The sequence below is a fragment of the Nostoc sp. DSM 114167 genome, from assembly GCF_052692655.1.
The window spans coordinates 2,096,958-2,115,658 of record NZ_CP195116.1 but is presented as its reverse complement, the minus strand read 5'-3'; the positions used below and the strand labels follow the sequence as shown (position 1 = coordinate 2,115,658).

The window sequence follows — 18,701 nt, the reverse complement described above, 5'->3', positions numbered from 1 at the left end:
CAGTCAGTTAAACAGGAAATATGCAACTACAAAATAAATTTGTCCAGACAATTCCCGGCACTGTTTGGGTATTGGGATTTGTCAGTTTGCTGACAGATATTAGCTCTGAGATGATTAATTCTGTATTGCCCTTATTTTTGGTATCAGTTTTAGGGGCGAATGTTTTGACTGTGGGCATCATCGAAGGCATTGCAGAAGCAACAGCTTCAGTTTTAAAAATCTTTTCGGGAGCGTTGAGTGATTATCTCGGACATCGTAAAGGATTAGCGGTGTTTGGGTACGGCTTATCCACCTTTGTTAAACCACTATTTGCTGTAGCTACCAGTCCAACTGGGGTGTTAATAGCTCGATTTGGCGATCGCGTTGGTAAAGGTATTCGGGTAGCGCCCCGCGATGCCTTAGTTGCCGATTCTACTAATGCAGATGTACGCGGTGCAGCTTATGGATTGCGTCAATCCCTCGATACTATCGGAGCATTTTTGGGGCCTTTGGCAGCATTTGCTCTGATAACTGCTTCCGAAAACAACTTCCGCTTGATTTTTTGGCTAGCACTCATTCCTGGATTCTTCGCAGTCGCTTTATTAACAGTGGGAGTGCGCGAACCACAAACAAGTGAAACTCAAGGAAATCGAAGCAACCCTCTGCAATGGGAAGCTTTACGCAGTTTGGGTCAAGGATACTGGGTAATTGTAATAGTGGCATTACTATTCAATTTAGGTAACTCTAGCAATGCTTTTTTATTACTGCGAGCTGAACAAACAGGCATTTCTGCCTCACTCATCCCATTGACATTAATGGTGATGAACATCGCCTACTCATTGAGCGCTTACCCATTAGGAATACTTTCCGATCGCGTCGGTAAATTTGGGTTACTGGTGGGTGGATTTCTCCTATACGCTTTAGTCTATCTGGGTTTCGCTTTTGTGCAGACACCTTGGCAAGCCTGGGGATTGTTTGCCCTTTACGGTCTGCATTTGGGTATGAGTAAAGGATTGCTGTTAGCGCTAGTAGCAAATAGTATACCTGCAAATCTGCGTGGCACTGCTTTTGGATTCCTCAACTTAGCTGTGGGATTAGCGCTTTTACCTGCCAGTTTGCTAGCTGGTGGGTTGTGGCAAACACTGGGAGCAGAGGCGACATTTATTGCTGGGAGCTTGTTTGCATTGGCAGCTGTATTATTGTTAGTTACTCAAAAAAACAAATATTGAAAAGCAAAAATGGTATCCTTGATTTGAAATCAAATCAATGGCGATGGAGCTCGCCGAAACCGCCTTTTCAGTCCTAAAATTCATCACTGGAAGGCTGATGGCTCCTACTTTCCTTGCTAACTGCGGGAGAGTAGGGCTTGGCTAAATGCATTACCTGACTCCCCTGTAGAAAGTATCTGTCTACAAATCGCACCTCAAGGAGTCATGGTATGAAACACTTTCGTCAGTTTGAACCATTTATTGCCTTACCCGATCTAATCAAGTGGTTGCCTATTTCCTTTGTCGTTGGCATTCTTGCTGGAACGGCCTCGGCGGCTCTTTTAGCATCATTAGAATGGGCAACTAATTGGCGAGAATCACATCGGTGGATTATCGCCTTGCTTCCTCTTGGTGGCTTCTTAAGTGGTTGGATTTATCATCAATTTGGTCGGACTGTAGAAGCAGGAAATAACCTTTTACTCGAAGAAATTCATAACCCCAAAAAGATTATTCCTTTTCGTATGGCTCCTCTTGTTTTACTAGGAACAGACCTTACCCATTTTTTTGGTGGTTCAGCCGGTCGTGAAGGTACAGCATTACAAATGGGTGCTTCTTTGGCAGACCAGTTAACTAAAATATTGCATTTCCAAGGGGCTAATCGGCGAATTTTGTTAACGGCAGGTATCAGTGGGGGATTCGCTTCAGTTTTCGGTACTCCCTTAGCTGGAACCGTATTTGGTCTAGAAGTTTTAGCGATTGGTAGAATTCATTACGATGCTCTTTTTCCTTCTTTAATTGCTGCGATCGTCGGAAATCAAGTAACCTTACTATTTGGTTTAAATCATACTGCATACCGACACGCTCCCTCTATACCGACGCTCACAATTTGGGGATTGATTTCTGCGATTATCGCAGGTGCAATTTTTGGAATTATCGCGAGATTTTTTGCTAAAGTAACTCACCAAATTAGCCACTTATTTAAAGCAAAAATATCTTATCCTCCACTGCGTCTTTTGATAGGCGGTGCGATGATAGCAGTAATTGTTGGGTTGAGTGGTACGACTAAATACATTGGGCTTGGTATACCTACTATTGTTGATTCTTTTTTCACTCAACTACCTCCTTGGGATTTTGCAGCAAAATTGGGTCTGACTGCTTTAACTTTAGGAGCAGGTTTTAAAGGAGGAGAAGTGACACCTTTGTTTTTTATTGGTGCAACTTTAGGTAATGCTTTATCGTTGCTTTTAGCATTACCTGCACCACTGTTAGCAGGAATGGGATTTGTGGGTGTATTTGCGGGTGCAGCAAATACACCATTGGCATCCACGTTAATGGGAATTGAATTATTTGGTCTGGAATCGGGGTTATTTATTGGTATTGGCTGTGTAGTGAGCTATTTATTTTCAGGTCATTCTGGAATTTATTCTGCACAGCGTATTGGGTTGAGTAAATACTCTGCTGTATATTTAGAAGAAGGGGTGACTTTGGCTAATTATAGGCAACCGAAAATTGATTTACCTGATGATGGTGAAAAAGAAGGAGGTAATTCTCAGGAATAATTCTATGTATTCAGAGCCAGAAAGTCATTCTGCCAAACTTACTTAAAATGCTAAGTTGACAAGCACAACGTGAAGGCGATCGCACTTTATCTTAATCTAGAGAATGGGAAGTTTTAACCAATCCTATCAGGATCTCAATAAATCGGCGTAATCCCTAGCTCTTGTAATTCTTTGAATATCAATTTTTTGCACTCAGCTTGAGGATAATAGTATTTTTCAGATTCATAGAAGTCTTTTTGTTCTATTAAATAATAGGCATTTTTTTTGCTTTTTTCTTTAGAAAAGCTGAGAGGATCGCAATCAAATACATACCTTGATGTAAATAAATAGCATGGATGCTCTTCTTCATTTTTTATGTTCCAAATAACTTCTTGCTCAAAAGCAAAAGTTCCTTTTTCTATTGTTACTCTGACACCAAACGGCTCAATATCTCTAATTTTATCGCCAATATTACCATTGTGGCTATAATGATTAGTTTCAATTAATTCATAAAATTTTATACTAAATGAAGCTTCAGCAATTTTTGACACTGAATACTTTCCTTGAGCGGTAACAATAATTGCTTGTCCTGCTCCAGATCCCATATCTACAGTGCCATCTTCATTAAAAAGTAAATAATGAAAGTAGCTATAGTAGTGAGGATTTGCATTTAAACGACCGATTCCGAAAACGTTTTGCATAAATATCTATATGTGCAATAGATTAGAAACTAAAGTATAGCTTTTGAGTATGACTACTAACATAAAGATACAAACTATTAAGCTTGGCATTTTTTGAATTTATCCCTTGCACGTTCTACTACGTATTTTATTTACTAAATCCTAGCATCCAATTCTTCTAAAGCTTGAAAACTTCCTACTTGCCAACTACGTTCCACAGCAGCAGGGATCATCTCAGTAATCGCTATATCTTCAAAATTAGGACTGGTGTTAAATTTTATATATTTTCCCTCTTTCAGCAAATAAATAGAAAGGTTTCCACTGTCGTAAACCCATAGTTCTGGAACTTCAATGGCTTCATAAGCATCAAGAGTAGTTTTTGATGTCACATCAGTTTCAATTGCTAAATCTGGCGGCGGATCATCAGGCTGCAAGCGGCGATGACCAATCATTTGTTGATAATTCTGAATATAAAAGCAAGCATCAGGTTCAACTCCTGCTACACCTTGTCGTTTAAAGGTGGTGGAACCAAAAGGTTGATATCTGATATCTTTAGCCTTCAGCAATATTTTGACAATATCAGAAATTAAATCTTTGGGTATTTCATGTTCTGGTAAAGGAGCCATAATTTCTAAAGTACCCTGGCTGTAGGCAATTCGGGTAGTTCTTTTTTCTCCCAATTCTTGTAATATAGATTCAAATTCTTCCCAGCTAACATCTGGAATTGTCACTGTGCTACCAGGTGCTAACTGCATCCGGCTAACAGCTTTAAAAACGGGAATAGCAGTAGTCACGTCGCTTCGCTCCAATTCAAAATTCAAAACTTGTACTGAGCTTGTCGTTGGCGTAGCCTCTCCGCCAGGAGAAGTATTCAAAATTCAAAATCTATTAGGTTGCGGTGGATAATACAGCCCACCGTAACCTTTAGATTAATAGAATGAGTTTAACAAAAGTGGCTAAAAGCGATCGCTCTACACTTTAAACTTCTCGGTAATCCGTTTCATCGCCTCTTCCACATTCTCCCGGCTGTTAAACGCCGATATGCGGAAGTAACCTTCACCCGCAGCACCAAAGCCAGAACCAGGTGTCCCCACAACGTTGACAGTTTGCAGCAGCTTATCAAAGAATTCCCAACTGGATAAACCATTAGGCGTTTTTACCCAAACGTAAGGTGCATTCACGCCACCATAAACTGATAATCCGGCGGCTGTGAGTTTTTCGCGGATAATTTTGGCATTTTCTAGATAGAAACTCACCAATCCCTTGATTTGTGCCTGTCCTTCTTCGGAGTAAACTGCTTCGGCTCCCCGTTGGACGATGTAAGAAACGCCGTTAAATTTGGTAGACTGGCGGCGATTCCACAGTTTCCACAGTTCGACATCGGAACCATCGGCGGCTTTTGCTGTGAGTGTCTTTGGTACTACAGTTAACGCGCAACGGGTTCCTGTAAAACCTGCATTCTTGGAAAAAGACCGAAATTCGATCGCAACTTCTCTTGCACCTTCAATTTCATAAATTGAGTGCGGAATCGACGGATCGGTAATATAAGCTTCGTAGGCTGCATCAAAGAAAATAATCGAGTTATTAGCTTTGGCATAGTCTACCCATGTTTTGAGATATTCCTTGGTAGCAGTTGCGCCAGTGGGATTATTGGGAAAGCAGAGATAAATTAAATCGACTTTCTTTAACGGAATCTCGGCGGTGAAGTTGTTATCAGCTGTAATTGGTAGATAAACTAAACCCTCAAATTCGCCTTTATCGTTGGCATCCCCAGTATTTCCCACCATAACGTTAGTGTCTACATACACAGGGTAAACTGGGTCAGTAACGGCTATAGTGTTGTTATGACCGAAGATTTCTAGAATGTTGCCTGTATCGCACTTGGAACCGTCGGAGATAAAGATTTCGGAAGCATCTATGTCGGCTCCTCGTGCTTGGAAATCATGAGTAGCAATTTTCTCCCGCAACCATGCGTAGCCTTGCTCTGGCCCGTAGCCTTTAAAAGTATTGCGATCGCCCATTTCTTCTACAGCTTTAATCATCGCTGTGCGGCAAGCCTCCGGCAGAGGTTCGGTAACATCACCAATACCCAGCCGGATGATTTTAGCATTACTGTTAGCTTCTGCAAAGGCATTCACCCGCCGAGCAATTTCTGGAAACAGATAACCCGCTTTCAGCTTCAGGTAGTTGTCGTTAATAGTTGCCATTATCTAGATTATGAAAAAACGCCCTCAAACAGCTTACTGCTAATTGATGAGGGCGATAACTTTGTTATGGGGAGCAGGGAGGGAGGGAGTGAGGGAGTGAGGGAGTGAGGGGACAAGGGGACAAGGGGACAAGGGGACAAGGGGGACAAGGGGGACAAGGGGGACAAGGGGGAATTATTGAACAACTCTCTCCCAAGTCTCCCCCCTCTTCCTTGTCTACCTTGTATCTTCTCCATACCCAATGCCCCATGCCCAATTAGACATTTATCGGCTGTTTATTATCGGCTGAATAATTGTTGCGATCGCTAATTACAAATTCCGTGATGGTTTCTTTTCCTGTAATCAATCTTGCTCCACGATTACGGGTGAAATAGCTCCATGCCCACTGAATCATTACTACTAATTTGTTGTTAAATTCAATTAAGAAGTAGATGTGAATAAATAGCCAAAACAGCCATGCAACGAAACCTTTCAGCTTGGTAAAGCCCAAATCTACCACAGCAGAATTGTGCCCAATCATCGCTAAACTACCATGATCGGTATAAGTAAAGGGTGGTAAATTTTTACCTGCAAGCCTGTTTTGGACTAATGCTGCTACATATTCACCTTCTTGCTTCGCTACAGGTGCAACACCAGGTAGGGGTTTACCATTTTGATGAGAGAAATTTGCTAAATCGCCAACTACAAAAATATTCGGATGTCCCTTAATACTTAAGTCAGGTTCAACGATAATCCGTCCAGCGCGATCGCATTCTGCACCTGTGCGTTCTGCTAGAACTTTTCCCATTGCGGAAGCTTTCACACCTGCCGCCCATAATACCGTTTTTGAGGCAATTTCTTTAACTTCATCGCCTTGTTTGAGGGTAACAATATCATTTTCAATATTTGTCACCAACGTTTTTGTCTGCACAACCACACCCAAGCGCGTCAGTGATGCTTCCGCTTCTTGTGATAACTCTGGTGCAAAGGGTGGCAAAATCCGATCTAAACCTTCTAATAGCAAAATCTTGGCTTCTGATGTGTCGATGTTGCGGAAATCATCTTTGAGAGTTTGATTTGCTAATTCGGCGATCGCACCAGCTAACTCTACACCAGTTGGGCCACCACCCACAATTACAAAAGTTAACAAAGCACGGCGTTTTTCTGGATCGGTTTCTTTTTCTGCGGCTTCAAAGGCTGAAAAAATCCGGCTACGCATTTCTATCGCATCTTCTACAGTTTTCAAGCCGGGAGCAAATTCTTCCCAGTTGTCTTTGCCAAAGTAGGAATGCTTCGCACCTGTGGCGACAATTAACGTATCGTAAGGTATTGCTTCGTCACCCACAATCACTTTTTGCGCTTCTGGCTCGATGTTATTTACCTCTCCCAGCAGCACTTTTGTATTCTTGCTCTTGCTGAGAACAGAACGCAACGGTGAGGAGATATCAGCCGGAGATAGCGCACCTGTGGCGACTTGATATAAAAGGGGTTGAAATAGATGAAAGTTACGTTTATCAATCAGAGTAACGTTTACTGCCGCTTTGGCGAGTGTTTTTGCTGCATAAAGTCCACCAAAACCACCGCCAACGATTACTACTTTATGGGGTGGATTATTGTCAAGTGAATTTACCATAAGAAATATTATCGTGTATGCCGACTATTGTAACTATTCTTAACAGATTTGTATCAAAATTGTCATCATATATTTTGTATTGCTCTTTACATTTGAAAAAGTATTAAAGTAATCGAGACTACAGGATAAACAAAATTGTTTAAGAGAAAGGTACAGACAATAAGAGTTTGAAATCTTTCAATTTTTGTTTATCTATGTAGATTTATCAGAGGTAAATGTAGAATTTATGCAAGTTTAGTCAGAAATAGTTGACTCTGGTGTTTGTGTCAAACGTGGTGAATGAGTTCGCCGCCAACGCCTAAAGCCATAGATAAGAGCAACAAAAATTAACAAATAGGGGCTGTAAACAATTAACCAAATACCCAGTTTAAGTAAGCCAACGGAAAATGCACTCAAAGAATGGGTAGAGTTATTCCAAGTTTCCTTAACTTGCAAACCCAAAGCAGGTTGAGGGCTGGTACTAGAAACTGCTGCTTCTAGGTTCAGCGTAATTGTGGAATAAGCAACTTGATTTTTGAGGTTTTTCAGTTGGGCATCAATTTGTTCTATGGTTTGCCGGACATTACTCAGTTCTTGAGAAACACTAAGCACATCTCTAATAGAACCAGCCCGATCCATAATTTTTTGTAAATTGGCTTCAGTTTTTTGCAAATTAGTTAATCTGGCTTGGAAATCTACCAGGCGATCGCCTACATCTTCAGCAGTGATATTACGACTATTAACAGTGCCCAATTTAGCTAATTGTTCTAAAGTAGGTTCTAGCCGATCCTGTGGTATCCGCAATTGGATTGTTGCTGTGTAACGCGGGTTATCGTTTTTGGGTTGTTGTTGTTTCAACCCGATTAAATCCCCTTGCTGTTGATTAATAATTTGCGAAACAGCATCAATAGTCTTATCTACAGAGTTGACAGTCAAAGAGATTGCTGCCTTTTTGATGAGTTGGGGACGAGAACGCGCTATTGGTGCAGCTTCCGCCTTTTGGGAAATATTGTTTTCACGGGCACTTAATTGATTTACCCCGCCATTAGCTGCAATTTGAGGTACAGACTGAGATGCAGACTTACTTGCTGTCTGTTGGGAAGAGGCGCAACTAGTGAAAATCATCCCTCCCAATAACGCACTTATAAATAAAGCAGATGTGCGCGGTAATTTGGTCGCAGTATACATAATCTACCCCTAGATAGATGAAGTTAACCCTAGTATTACTGAATAAGAACTCAAAGCCTGTATTGTTGCAATTTATGTAACAGGGTTTGTCATTTTTATATTGTTTGATTTTGAAAACAAGTTGGATCTGCGATCACTGCTTGCAAATCTGCCTTTATACCAATTCAGAATCCCCTACGGTATCTGTCGATCAAAATTCTCTGGCGCTTTCAGCAGCCTGTCTCAATGCTAAAAAAGCTTCTTTTAGAGGTTGGCTAACGGCACTGTCTGGTTCTGTTAGCACTAGCTGTTGATAGGCTGATAAAAATTGCGATCGCAGCCTATGGAACAAATGCAGAAAGTGGCGTATAAAGCTGATACAATCCAAAACCACAATCTCTATGCCACCTGTGCGATCGTACATACTTGAGGCATATTCGGAAATACCTTCTTCGATCGCATCCGTCGTGATAAAAATATAGTTGTCAACCCGCTTGCCTGTGCTGTTGATTTTTTGCAAGGCACGGTCAATATCCGCTAAGGTGACACGCCGGGTCTTCATTTCATAGCTGGTAATCACCTTCTCATCATCAACTAAAGTAATTTCCAAATCTCCTAAGGCCCCAGTCTGCTCGTCTGCGGCGTTGTGGGATTCTAGAGGTAAAAAACGCTCCCCAATATATTGTTCTGCTACTTGATAGGCAGCAGCAACAATTAGTACAGGAAGGCGGCTTGAACCTCGACAAGCCAAATGCTGTTGCAGGAGTGTAACGATTTCTTCTGCTGACAGAGGTATTGCGTCTTCGGATTTCTTCAAGTCGGCTAGCAGTGTTTCCATGCGCTGCCGCTTCTCGTTCCGAGCAACAATCAAACAGCGAATAGTTTCTGCTAACAGATCCTCAGCAGTTATCCTGCCTTGATGAACATCATCAAGTAATTCCAGGGCGGCTTCGTAGAGTTTCGGCGGTCGTCCCACCAGATTGACTGCTGGGGTCAAGGTGATGTTGCGGTTACGTAATGCAGGGGTGAGGAACGCAGTTGTGGGATTGCAAGGCAGCTCGTGCTTGTTGATGAAGGCAGTGATGTAGCTTTCATCGTAGTAGCGCCCAGAGTAAGCATCTGATGTGCCTATTTCGGTGTAAGGCTTGCGGATATCAACATTCCCACGGTGAACCGTTGCCAAAGAGCAGGCAAGTAACAAACGAACCACAGCACGATTGCCTACATAGCGCGATACATAGTCAATTTTTTCGGCAATGCTGGGGTTGGTGACAATCGGTTGAACTATCGATGCTTCGGCTTTTTGTAAGGCTACATCAAGGATAGCTGCTGGGGTTGTGGACATGGAGCGATTTCTTCAACAGTAAGCGTGGAGATTGTCGGGTCATAATTGACCCAAAGTACTTCTTGCCGTAACTCCTTGATAGAATGGCAGTGCTTCAGGGGTGCTTTAATGCAGTTCCAGTCACCATATAGTTCCTGCATCAACGAACAATCATAGCCTGAAAGGGCAACTTTACCTTTAACTGAACGCAAAACATCCGCTAGTTGCCGATGTTCGTCATCGGTCATTTCATAAGCGTAAGCCTTGCTATCCCCACGGGAATCGTGCGGATAGGGGGGGTCACAGTAAAATAATGTTTCTGGACTATCGTAGCGTCGAATAATATCAATTGCTCGGTCGTTCTCAATTTGGACGCGTAGCAATCGTTGCACGATTTCGGGCAAATCCTCAACACTGCCCAGCCACCGGGAAACTGCACCAGCCATTCCAGCACGGCTAGTAAGTTTGCAGTGCGCCCATCGTCCTTGACTTGCGGTTTGTGCCAAGCCTGTTCTCACTTGTCGGGCCCGGACAAAAAATCGTCTAGCCCTTTCCAAGTCGGACAAACTCTTTTCTTCTTTGGTAATAGCAATCCGAAATTCTTCACGAGAAAACGGCGTTAACCCAATCGCCTCGATGAGTTGGTCTTTTTGGTCGCGTAGTACGCGAAAAAAGTTGACTACCTGACCATCAATATCATTGTAGGTTTCCACAGGCGAAGGCTCCCGGTTTAACAACACGGCTGCTGAACCGCCAAAGGGTTCGCAGTAGTGGGTCGTTTTTGACAACAAGGGTAAGAGCCAGTCTAAATGACTGTACTTGCCGCCATACCAACCAAATGCAATTTTCTTTGCCATGAAAGTCAACCTCAAAGGGAGTGCTTTACCCGAAACCGAGGATAAGGGTAAAACGCAATTTATTATATAGTGTTGAGAAATAAAGTATAAACAAACAAGAATACTTACATTATTTTTTCAGAGAATAATCTATCATTCTTGTTCGGTAAGGCGATCGCCACCATTGCAGTATCGCTCATCAACTTGGCCTTTTTCTCGTTAACAGTTCATCTGTGTTACTCAATTTGGGGTACAATCGTAAGCCTGCCAAGAAATGATGATGCTTGCTGACAGGAGATGCTTCTATGGCCCGGATGTATTATGACGAAGATGCCAATTTAGACCTTTTGGCTGGAAAAACTATTGCTATCATTGGCTATGGTTCCCAAGGTCATGCCCACGCTCTCAATCTCAAAGATAGTGGTTTGAATGTGATTGTGGGACTATATCCGGGTAGTAAGTCAGTTGCAAAAGCTGAAGCAGCTGGGTTAACTGTGAAAAATGTTGCCGATGCGGCCAATGCTGCTGATTTCATCATGATTTTGTTACCTGATGAAGTTCAAAAAACGATTTACAAAAACGAGATTGAACCCAATCTAGAAGAAGGGAATGTGTTGGCTTTTGCTCACGGTTTCAATATTCACTTTGGGCAAGTTGTACCACCGGCTAACGTTGATGTGGTGATGGTAGCACCAAAAGGACCGGGGCATTTGGTACGACGGACTTATGAAAGTGGTGAAGGCGTACCAGCGCTGTTTGCAGTTTATCAAGATGCCAGTGATCAGGCACGCGATCGCGCTATGTCTTATGCTAAAGGTATCGGTGGTACTCGTGCCGGTGTTCTGGAAACTACTTTCCGTGAAGAAACTGAAACAGATTTATTTGGCGAACAAGCGGTATTGTGCGGTGGTTTGAGTGCTTTAATCAAAGCCGGATTTGAAACTTTGGTAGAAGCTGGTTATCAACCAGAATTGGCTTATTTTGAATGTCTGCATGAAGTCAAGCTGATTGTTGACTTGGTTGTAGAAGGCGGTTTAGCCAAAATGCGCGACAGTATTTCTAATACGGCTGAATATGGCGATTATACCCGTGGCCCGCGAATTGTCACCGAACAAACCAAAACTGAAATGCAGAAGATTCTGGGCGAAATTCAATCTGGGCAATTTGCACGAGAATTTGTTCTGGAAAACCAATCTGGTAAACCAGGATTTACCGCCATGCGTCGTAAAGAAGCTGAACACAAAATTGAGGAAGTTGGTAAAGATTTACGGGCTATGTTTAGCTGGTTGAAAAAGGCTTAAGCACTTAAGTTGTGCTTTCACTAGTTTAAACACACAATTGCTTAGAAGCAGCACAGTTTTGACCTCACTTCCATTCCTCTCTCCTAAGAGGATAGAGGTTTTGAATCTTACTCCCCTTCCCTAGTAGGGAAGGGGTTGGGGGTTAGGTCTGTATTGGACTCAACTGCAAACCGCTATAGTATGCGACTGAGGCATATTCTGTTAATCTTTGACATCTTGAACAATCCGAAAACCAGCGTGCTGATAAAAATTGGGACGGAACCAGTTGCGGTAATATTTTAAAGCTTCTGTACCATTAGTTATCCAACATCCTCCTAACATCATTTGATGTTTATCATCAAAAAATATCGCAGAATTATCTTCATAAAGAAAATGAGGTTGATATCCTGGAAGCGGGTTTAAGTTATTATTTAACCATTCCCAAACATTCCCACGTAAATCATACAATCCCGAAGAACTTTTGGCTGTTTCTAACATCCCAACAGGACTAGGGGAGCCAAATTTGAAATTGAGATTATAATTTTCTACATCATCTAATAAACTATTACCATAAGTTGCTAAATGGTATTCTGCTTCACTCATTAAACGAGTATCTTTCCCTTGCCAACGACAATAAGCCATTGCTTCATAATGATTGACTTCTACAGGCCAATCTAGGGGTAAGTCGATTTCATCAAACATAGCTCGATATTTGTAGCTACCATTTTCATGTAACCAAAATTTGGGACTTTGAATACCGTATCGAGTTTTCCAATCCCAAGATTCTTCATCCCAATATTCTTGATTTTCGTAACCACCAGCCTTGACAAAATAAATAAAATCGGCATTGGTAATCAGATATTTGCTAGCGAAAAAGGGTGCAACTTCAACAGTGCGATCGCCATAATCAATATCCCATCCATAAGTTGAATCATCTAAAGCTTTACCAAGTTTTACTACCCCACCAGCAACTTCGATCGTTTCGTTCTGAGGAGTGTAACCATTAAAAGGAGCATATTGCCAATTTTGAGGACGTTTCACTCTCTCAATTGGTAGTTGACGAATTAACATCGAAGAAGTTTCAATGTGAATACGCTGGTGTTCAATCCCCATCATTAAAGCCCAAAGAGGATGATTGGGATGAATTGGCAAAGTAATTGGGATGGTTTTAATTAGTTCAGAAATTACAGAATATGCTTGTTCTCGATACTCCCAAGTTTGTGCAACTTGCGACCATTCCAGATGAGCGATCGCTGCATTCAACTCTTCTGGTTTTTCTGGATCTACTCCAATTTCAAACAAAATCTCATACTCTGGATTGAGGCGTTTTTCTAATAACCCTACCTGAATTAATTTATTGATGTAGAAAACAGCCGAATGTCCCAGATAAAAAATTAGAGGATTTCTCAAAGGGTCAGGATTGAGATAAAATGTCTCTTCCCCAACTAGACTTTTCAATAATATATCTTCCAGTTGCCAAGCATTCTCAAAGTAATTGAGGATCGCTTGGTTATTACAACTATCAAGTTTTGGAGGTTTAGCAGATTGTAGACTATTCATGGTCTAATTCCTATTAGTGAACGATGAAACAAATTAATTATCTATAATTCCAATTTGATTCCTGAATTTACTTGCATAAGTAAAAAATACGAAAAAAAACAATATGTACTAAGTTTTTTGAAAAAAAATACTAATCTTATCGGATGTGTTAAACACAATAGGATTTAAGCAGAAATCAATAAGATTCTTAAATATGACAGATTTATTATTTAATAGCAATACTTATTATTTAATATTAGTTTTTTAAATAGTACTAAAACTGCATCGATTTAGTGTAGTAATTCTGGGGTTTTGAATAATTTAATATTTGTTGAATAATTAAACTCTCAGCCAAGAAATCATTCAGTGGTAATCAATATAACTACAGCAGATTGCGGCTAACTGTAGTACACACTATTCGTCTCAAAGTTAGACATAAAGGCTATTTTACTTTTGAATTCTGCTATATATGATTAAATCTAAAGACTCTTGAAACTATTTATTACCAATGAAAAATTACAACTCTCTAAAGAGGGTTTTATTTGTCTTAACTTATTTAAAATTAAGGGAAAAATAATTGTAGGTTGAGTAGTGAAGCCCTCACTACAAACCTTTAATTGTTTGCATCGTCCTACTCAGGTGGGTAAAGTAATGACTACAATGCAAGATACATCTCCAATTATTATTGCACACCGAGGTGCTAGCGGCTATCGTCCAGAACATACTTTAGCTGCTTATGAATTAGCGATCGCACTTGGGGCTGATTATATCGAACCTGATTTAGTTTCCACTAAAGATGGTATTTTAATTGCTCGTCACGAAAATGAAATTTCTGAAACCACCGACGTTGCAATTCATACAGAATTTGCTCACCTGCAAACCACTAAAATAATTGATGGCGAATCAAAAACTGGCTGGTTTACTGAAGACTTTACCTTAAAAGAATTGAAAACACTACGAGCTAAAGAGCGAATTCCCCAACTGCGATCGCAAAATACCACTTATGATGGACTTTTAGAAATTCCCACGCTGCAAGAAATCATCAATTTAGTCAAGGTTAAAAGTGGCGAAATTAATCGGACGATTGGCATTTACCCAGAAACGAAGCACCCAACTTACTTTCAATCTATTGGGTTAGCCTTAGAAGCACCCCTACTTGCAACTTTAACAGCCAACGGTTATCAGGGAGCTAACGCACCTGTTTTTATTCAGTCTTTTGAAGTCGGTAATTTACAAGATTTATCCACAAAGACTGATTTACCTCTAGTGCAATTGCTCAATAACAGTGGTAAACCTTATGATTTTGTCGTTAGCGGCTGCGAACGCACTTATGCAGATTTAGTCACAGCATCAGGTTTAGCAGAAATTGCCAAATATGCACAAGCGATTGGGATTCACAAAAATTTACTGGTTCCTAGAGACAACAATGGTAAATTGCGTTCGCCTACATCATTAGTGATAGATGCTCATGCGGCTGGTTTGCTGGTTCATGTCTGGACTTTCCGCAATGAAGACTGTTTTTTGCCATTGGATTTTCAAGGAAATCCTCAAGGTGAATATGAATTATTTTTCAGCTTAGGTGTTGATGGCGTATTTAGCGATTACCCAGATACGGCAGCTTGCCACCGTACTCTTCAGTGGTAATTTGGTAAGGGAATAGAAAATCACGGCAAGATAACATGGTTTTACTTAAGTGGAAATCCTGTATAACAGCAATAACTTTCACCGCAATCAGTCTGACTGCATCTAAGTCGGCATTGGCGGTATCTTTATACTCAGTTACTGACTTAGGTAATCTTGCAGGAAAAGCCTACAGTTATGCTACAGACATTAATGACTCAGGTGAAGTAGCGATTAATTCTTTGGACAGTTCTTTTTTTTACAGTAATGGTTCGGTCAAAAAAATTAGTCCGTTACCTGGGGATAATATACTTGCAGTGAGTGGTATCAATAACTTGGGGCAAGTAGTTGGTAATTCCATCGGTAAGACCGACGGTGATAATAACGTCTTTATTTACAGTGATGGAACAACGCAAAATACTGGTCTTAAAGGCATTCCTTATGCCATCAATGACTCAGGTGAGGTAGTTGGCGGTACAACTGGTGGCGGTATATTCCCAAAACTTGCCTTTCCCAACGGAGCCGCTTTCCTATACAGCAATGGTACGACGACTATTATTAACAATAACTTAAAAGAAAATTATGTTGCCTATGGCATAAATAATCTAAGTCAGGTAGTTGGCATTTTCGGTTCTTCCGGCCGAGCCTTTTTATCCGACAAGGGTGTAATCACTAATCTCGGTACCCTCCCTGGTGACAGGTATAGTCAAGCAAATGATATTAATGACTCAGGACAAGTAGTTGGTAGTTCGGGACTCACTGGCGTAAATGATACTCGTGCTTTTCTGTATAGTTCCAGCACGGGACTCCAAGACCTCGGTAGGTTACGTCCTACAGATTTGTTTAGTACTGGTTTGGGGATCAATAATTTAGGTCAAGTAGTCGGATTTTCTGGTACTAACAATAACTTTTTTGCCGCAGACGGCAATGGTTTACGGGCTTTTCTTTATAGTGATAACACTATGTACGACTTAAATAACCTGATTGCTCCTGGCTCAGAGGGTGGCTTTACCTTAACAGCGGCATCTGCCATTAATAATAAGGGGCAAATTGTCGGTCGTGGTGCAGTTAATGGTGAATTACACGCCTTCCTCTTGACGCCAATCTCATCTGTCTCTGTAGCTGAACCAACTTCAGGTGTTCCTATTTTGTCGTTCGGCGCTGGTGTAATTTTATTTGCAGCACTTAAGCGCAAACCTCACTCTAAAAGTGCAGCCATATAGGAATCCGCTTTGATTCGGAAAAATTATTTGCGTGGTGCGCGTTCGCAAAGCGTCTCGCAGAGAAGCGCAGCGTAAGCGCAATAGGGAGGGAATAGGGAACAGGGAACAGGGAATAGGGAATAGGGAAGAAGGAATAAATATGTACTGAGTTTTTCCACGCAATCAAATACGAGTCCTATATAACAAAGAAGTTAATGCAATAACTTCAGGCAGACAAAATGATTACTTGGGAATATGGATTTATAAAAATGCTGGTTGAAAATCTTTAAGGATATGTCTCTAAGCCACGCTTCGAGACACATCTGTACTTTAAGCAAGAGATAACATCACTTAAGTTGTTCTTTATTTTCACAAACTAGTCATCACCTGAGCTAATTGATTAGATAAATCAATTACAGACTCCTGGGATTTTTTAAATAAAACTCCAGCTAAAAAATAATAATCGCCAGAATAAAATGCCATCTGATTTTTTTGGAGTTTTTCGATGTGCTTCTTCACTTTGGGGTCAGAGCTATAGTAGCCGAACTTTAAAGGTAAAACCATGAAGTTTTGAACATAATAACCATTTTGTTTTGCTATGTTCAATGTATTGATTGGATTAGAAAAGCTAGATATTAAAACCAATACATTTTCATAACCTAACGATAAAAGCTCGTTGGTAACTGTGGCTCCATCTACACCCCCAAACAGAAGCGGCATATAAATGTCGTTATCTGGTGCGGGTAGATAGGGCGGATTAGCTACAAGATACTCAGCATCGGGTTGAGAAGAATTAAACAAAGAAGAGTTGTGGATAATGTATTTATTAGTAAGATTGTATTCATCGATGGTTGAATTTGCGACTTTCCATGCAGAAGTATTTAATTCAAATCCCTGGATGACTCCATCAAATTTGTTTCTCAATAAGGAATTAATTACAGGGCTGCCATCTCCTGAACCAAACTCCACAATAGATTCAGAATTTTTACAATTTCTGATCACAAAGCTTTCTAAACAATTTGAGTAGAAATTAGATTCTTCAGGACAAAAAAAGATATCTTTCATTTGATTTAATTTCCAGGTGTAAGGTATAATCAATGTAATAGGTGGTTGTTTGTTACCTTGTATTCAGGCAAAAAAACTTTTCCTTTAGCAAAGGATTGCTAAAGAAATCTGAGCGCAAGTGAATTAGCAATAAAATGATTTAAGGATGTCAAATTAAAAGGCTAATAATAACTTGCTATTTTTGATTTTTTAGATTGCTTATACAAATAAGGCAGCTTATTCTGCTTCGCGTATCGATCGCACAACAGCACGAGCAGCGCGATCGCCCATTTGTTTCTCCTGGTCATAGCCAAGCAGCAGTTCCCACGCATCATTGGGATATCGTTCTGCCAAAGGCAAAGCTACATCATCTAACATCCAACGACCGTGGCGTTCATCTTCCTTGATGTGTAGTTCCCAATAACCCATCGCTGCTTCTGAGAGTCCCAAGCGTTGCGCCGCCGCCAGATAGTTTTTGTAAGTCGCAGGGCCAGCCACTTCAAAAAATGTCAACGCGCCACTGTAACGCAGGAAATAGCGTTTGCGATCGGTAGTCAAAAAGTTATGATTATCGCAAGCTAAGACTTCCCAAGGCACTAAATCGAAGTATCCTTCTGGTTCAGTGTTCATTCCAAACTCAGCCAGCATTTGAGCAAAAAAAGTCGAGTGCTTGCGGGCTAAACGACCATTGCCGTACTCTTCTAGTAGTACTCGCACCAGCGTACACTGCACTTCATTAGCAGCACCACCCAATACATAGCAAAGACGGCTACCTTCCACCAAACCATCAAAGGAACCGATCGCTAACAAGTGACGATAGCCAGCTTCAGTCATTTCTTCACGAATGTAGCGGCTATTCTCCGATAAAGGCGGATTTAAATCAGCAGATGCACGCTCAATTAAAGCTTGTTTGACATCGAGTTGTTGTAGTGCAGCCACATTGATTTGTGCTAGTTCCCACTGTTGCCAAGCAGCTTCAATTTGGTTGCGACAAGATTGCAAATATAGCGATCGCTCATTGTTATAATGCCGCAAATCGTCGTACCAAAAAAGCTTTAGCCGATTAATTCGATAAAGTATCCGTTGGAGAAAACGGTGAGCCTGTTCATCAGAGCGATCGTTTCCATAAGCAGCCCCAATTGCCATAGAGAGCGCCTGTTCAAACTCACTGGCTATTGAAGGATTTGCATCCAGTTGACGATCCAAATCCTCCATTGCTAGCAGTTCTATAAATTGCTCCTGGGCACGGTCGTATTTGGTAATTGTCCTTTCTTTAGTTTGCGTGCTATTTTTCGCAGCCTCAGTCTTAGGAAATATAACTAAATTGCTTTGCATGGAATCTTCGGTACTTTGGAAAAGTGAGAAATTACTTTCACCTCTAATATCTAGGTTTCCACACCAGTAGCTTTCTGTACCTCTTTCCCTGGTTATAAAGAAAAATTAAGTTTCAAAGGTAAGGGGCATTGGGCGTTAGGAGTGCTGAGTG

General features: G+C 41.0%; 15 protein-coding genes and 1 riboswitch. Of the genes, 5 read left to right on the top strand and 10 right to left on the bottom strand.

The genetic code is table 11. The features are described 5' to 3' along the window. Positions 1 to 20: 20 nt before the first annotated feature. Together NSTC731_RS09120 and NSTC731_RS09115 are read left to right on the top strand one after the other, a co-directional pair. A complete protein-coding gene (locus NSTC731_RS09120; RefSeq protein ID WP_445630522.1) occupies positions 21 to 1,208 on the top strand; it encodes an MFS transporter in 1,188 nt (395 codons plus the stop codon). 30 nt (positions 1,209 to 1,238) lie between these two features. Then, a riboswitch (Fluoride riboswitch) is annotated at positions 1,239 to 1,322 on the top strand. 95 nt (positions 1,323 to 1,417) lie between these two features. Beyond that, the gene (locus NSTC731_RS09115) at positions 1,418 to 2,746 is read left to right on the top strand and encodes a voltage-gated chloride channel family protein (RefSeq protein WP_445630521.1); all 1,329 of its coding nucleotides are present in this window, start codon (positions 1,418 to 1,420) and stop codon (positions 2,744 to 2,746) included. Between the two features lie 134 nt (positions 2,747 to 2,880). Here the strand turns inward: NSTC731_RS09115 and NSTC731_RS09110 are convergent, their stop codons facing one another. The 7 genes from NSTC731_RS09110 to NSTC731_RS09080 all read right to left on the bottom strand — a co-directional run bounded on the left by NSTC731_RS09110 (position 2,881) and on the right by NSTC731_RS09080 (position 10,551). After that, a complete protein-coding gene (locus tag NSTC731_RS09110; RefSeq protein WP_445630520.1) occupies positions 2,881 to 3,426 on the bottom strand; it encodes a hypothetical protein in 546 nt (181 codons plus the stop codon). A 134-nt stretch (positions 3,427 to 3,560) separates the two neighbouring features. Next, positions 3,561 to 4,199 (bottom strand): Uma2 family endonuclease, encoded by a 639-nt coding sequence (locus NSTC731_RS09105; RefSeq protein WP_445630519.1) that lies wholly within the window; start codon positions 4,197 to 4,199, stop codon positions 3,561 to 3,563. Positions 4,200 to 4,376: 177 nt separating this feature from the next. After that, complete coding sequence (locus tag NSTC731_RS09100; protein ID WP_445630518.1) at positions 4,377 to 5,612, bottom strand: LL-diaminopimelate aminotransferase; 1,236 nt, start codon at positions 5,610 to 5,612, stop codon at positions 4,377 to 4,379. Positions 5,613 to 5,868: 256 nt separating this feature from the next. Continuing rightward, on the bottom strand, positions 5,869 to 7,224 hold the full coding sequence (locus NSTC731_RS09095) for an NAD(P)/FAD-dependent oxidoreductase (protein ID WP_445630517.1): 1,356 nt from the start codon (positions 7,222 to 7,224) through the stop codon (positions 5,869 to 5,871). A 234-nt stretch (positions 7,225 to 7,458) separates the two neighbouring features. After that, entirely contained in the window at positions 7,459 to 8,391 is a 933-nt protein-coding gene (locus NSTC731_RS09090) for a DUF4349 domain-containing protein (RefSeq protein WP_445630516.1), read from the bottom strand. A gap of 190 nt (positions 8,392 to 8,581) precedes the next feature. Further along, the gene (locus NSTC731_RS09085; protein ID WP_445630515.1) at positions 8,582 to 9,715 is read right to left on the bottom strand and encodes a DNA methyltransferase; all 1,134 of its coding nucleotides are present in this window, start codon (positions 9,713 to 9,715) and stop codon (positions 8,582 to 8,584) included. Further along, positions 9,682 to 10,551, bottom strand: a complete 870-nt coding sequence (locus NSTC731_RS09080) for a DNA adenine methylase (protein WP_445630514.1) — start codon at positions 10,549 to 10,551, stop codon at positions 9,682 to 9,684. The genes NSTC731_RS09085 and NSTC731_RS09080 overlap by 34 nt, the downstream gene beginning before the upstream one ends. 284 nt (positions 10,552 to 10,835) lie before the next feature. Between NSTC731_RS09080 and ilvC the strand changes: the two genes are divergently transcribed. Beyond that, the gene (gene ilvC, locus NSTC731_RS09075; RefSeq protein WP_445630513.1) at positions 10,836 to 11,831 is read left to right on the top strand and encodes a ketol-acid reductoisomerase; all 996 of its coding nucleotides are present in this window, start codon (positions 10,836 to 10,838) and stop codon (positions 11,829 to 11,831) included. Positions 11,832 to 12,032: 201 nt separating this feature from the next. Here ilvC and ovoA read toward each other — a convergent pair whose 3' ends face one another. Then, positions 12,033 to 13,370: a 5-histidylcysteine sulfoxide synthase gene (ovoA, locus tag NSTC731_RS09070; RefSeq protein WP_445630512.1), complete on the bottom strand. Its 1,338-nt coding sequence runs from the start codon at positions 13,368 to 13,370 to the stop codon at positions 12,033 to 12,035. A gap of 630 nt (positions 13,371 to 14,000) precedes the next feature. Here ovoA and NSTC731_RS09065 point away from each other — a divergent pair. Further along, positions 14,001 to 14,993 (top strand): glycerophosphodiester phosphodiesterase, encoded by a 993-nt coding sequence (locus tag NSTC731_RS09065; protein ID WP_445630511.1) that lies wholly within the window; start codon positions 14,001 to 14,003, stop codon positions 14,991 to 14,993. A gap of 35 nt (positions 14,994 to 15,028) precedes the next feature. Then, positions 15,029 to 16,192 carry a DUF3466 family protein gene (locus tag NSTC731_RS09060; protein ID WP_445630510.1) on the top strand — a complete coding sequence of 388 codons (1,164 nt, stop codon included), beginning with the start codon at positions 15,029 to 15,031 and terminating at the stop codon, positions 16,190 to 16,192. A 348-nt stretch (positions 16,193 to 16,540) separates the two neighbouring features. On the opposite strand, the gene NSTC731_RS09055 is transcribed toward NSTC731_RS09060, so the two are convergent. Continuing rightward, positions 16,541 to 17,236 (bottom strand): SAM-dependent methyltransferase, encoded by a 696-nt coding sequence (locus tag NSTC731_RS09055; RefSeq protein WP_445630509.1) that lies wholly within the window; start codon positions 17,234 to 17,236, stop codon positions 16,541 to 16,543. Between the two features lie 216 nt (positions 17,237 to 17,452). Beyond that, complete coding sequence (locus tag NSTC731_RS09050) at positions 17,453 to 18,550, bottom strand: iron-containing redox enzyme family protein (RefSeq protein WP_445630508.1); 1,098 nt, start codon at positions 18,548 to 18,550, stop codon at positions 17,453 to 17,455. Positions 18,551 to 18,701: the final 151 nt, after the last annotated feature.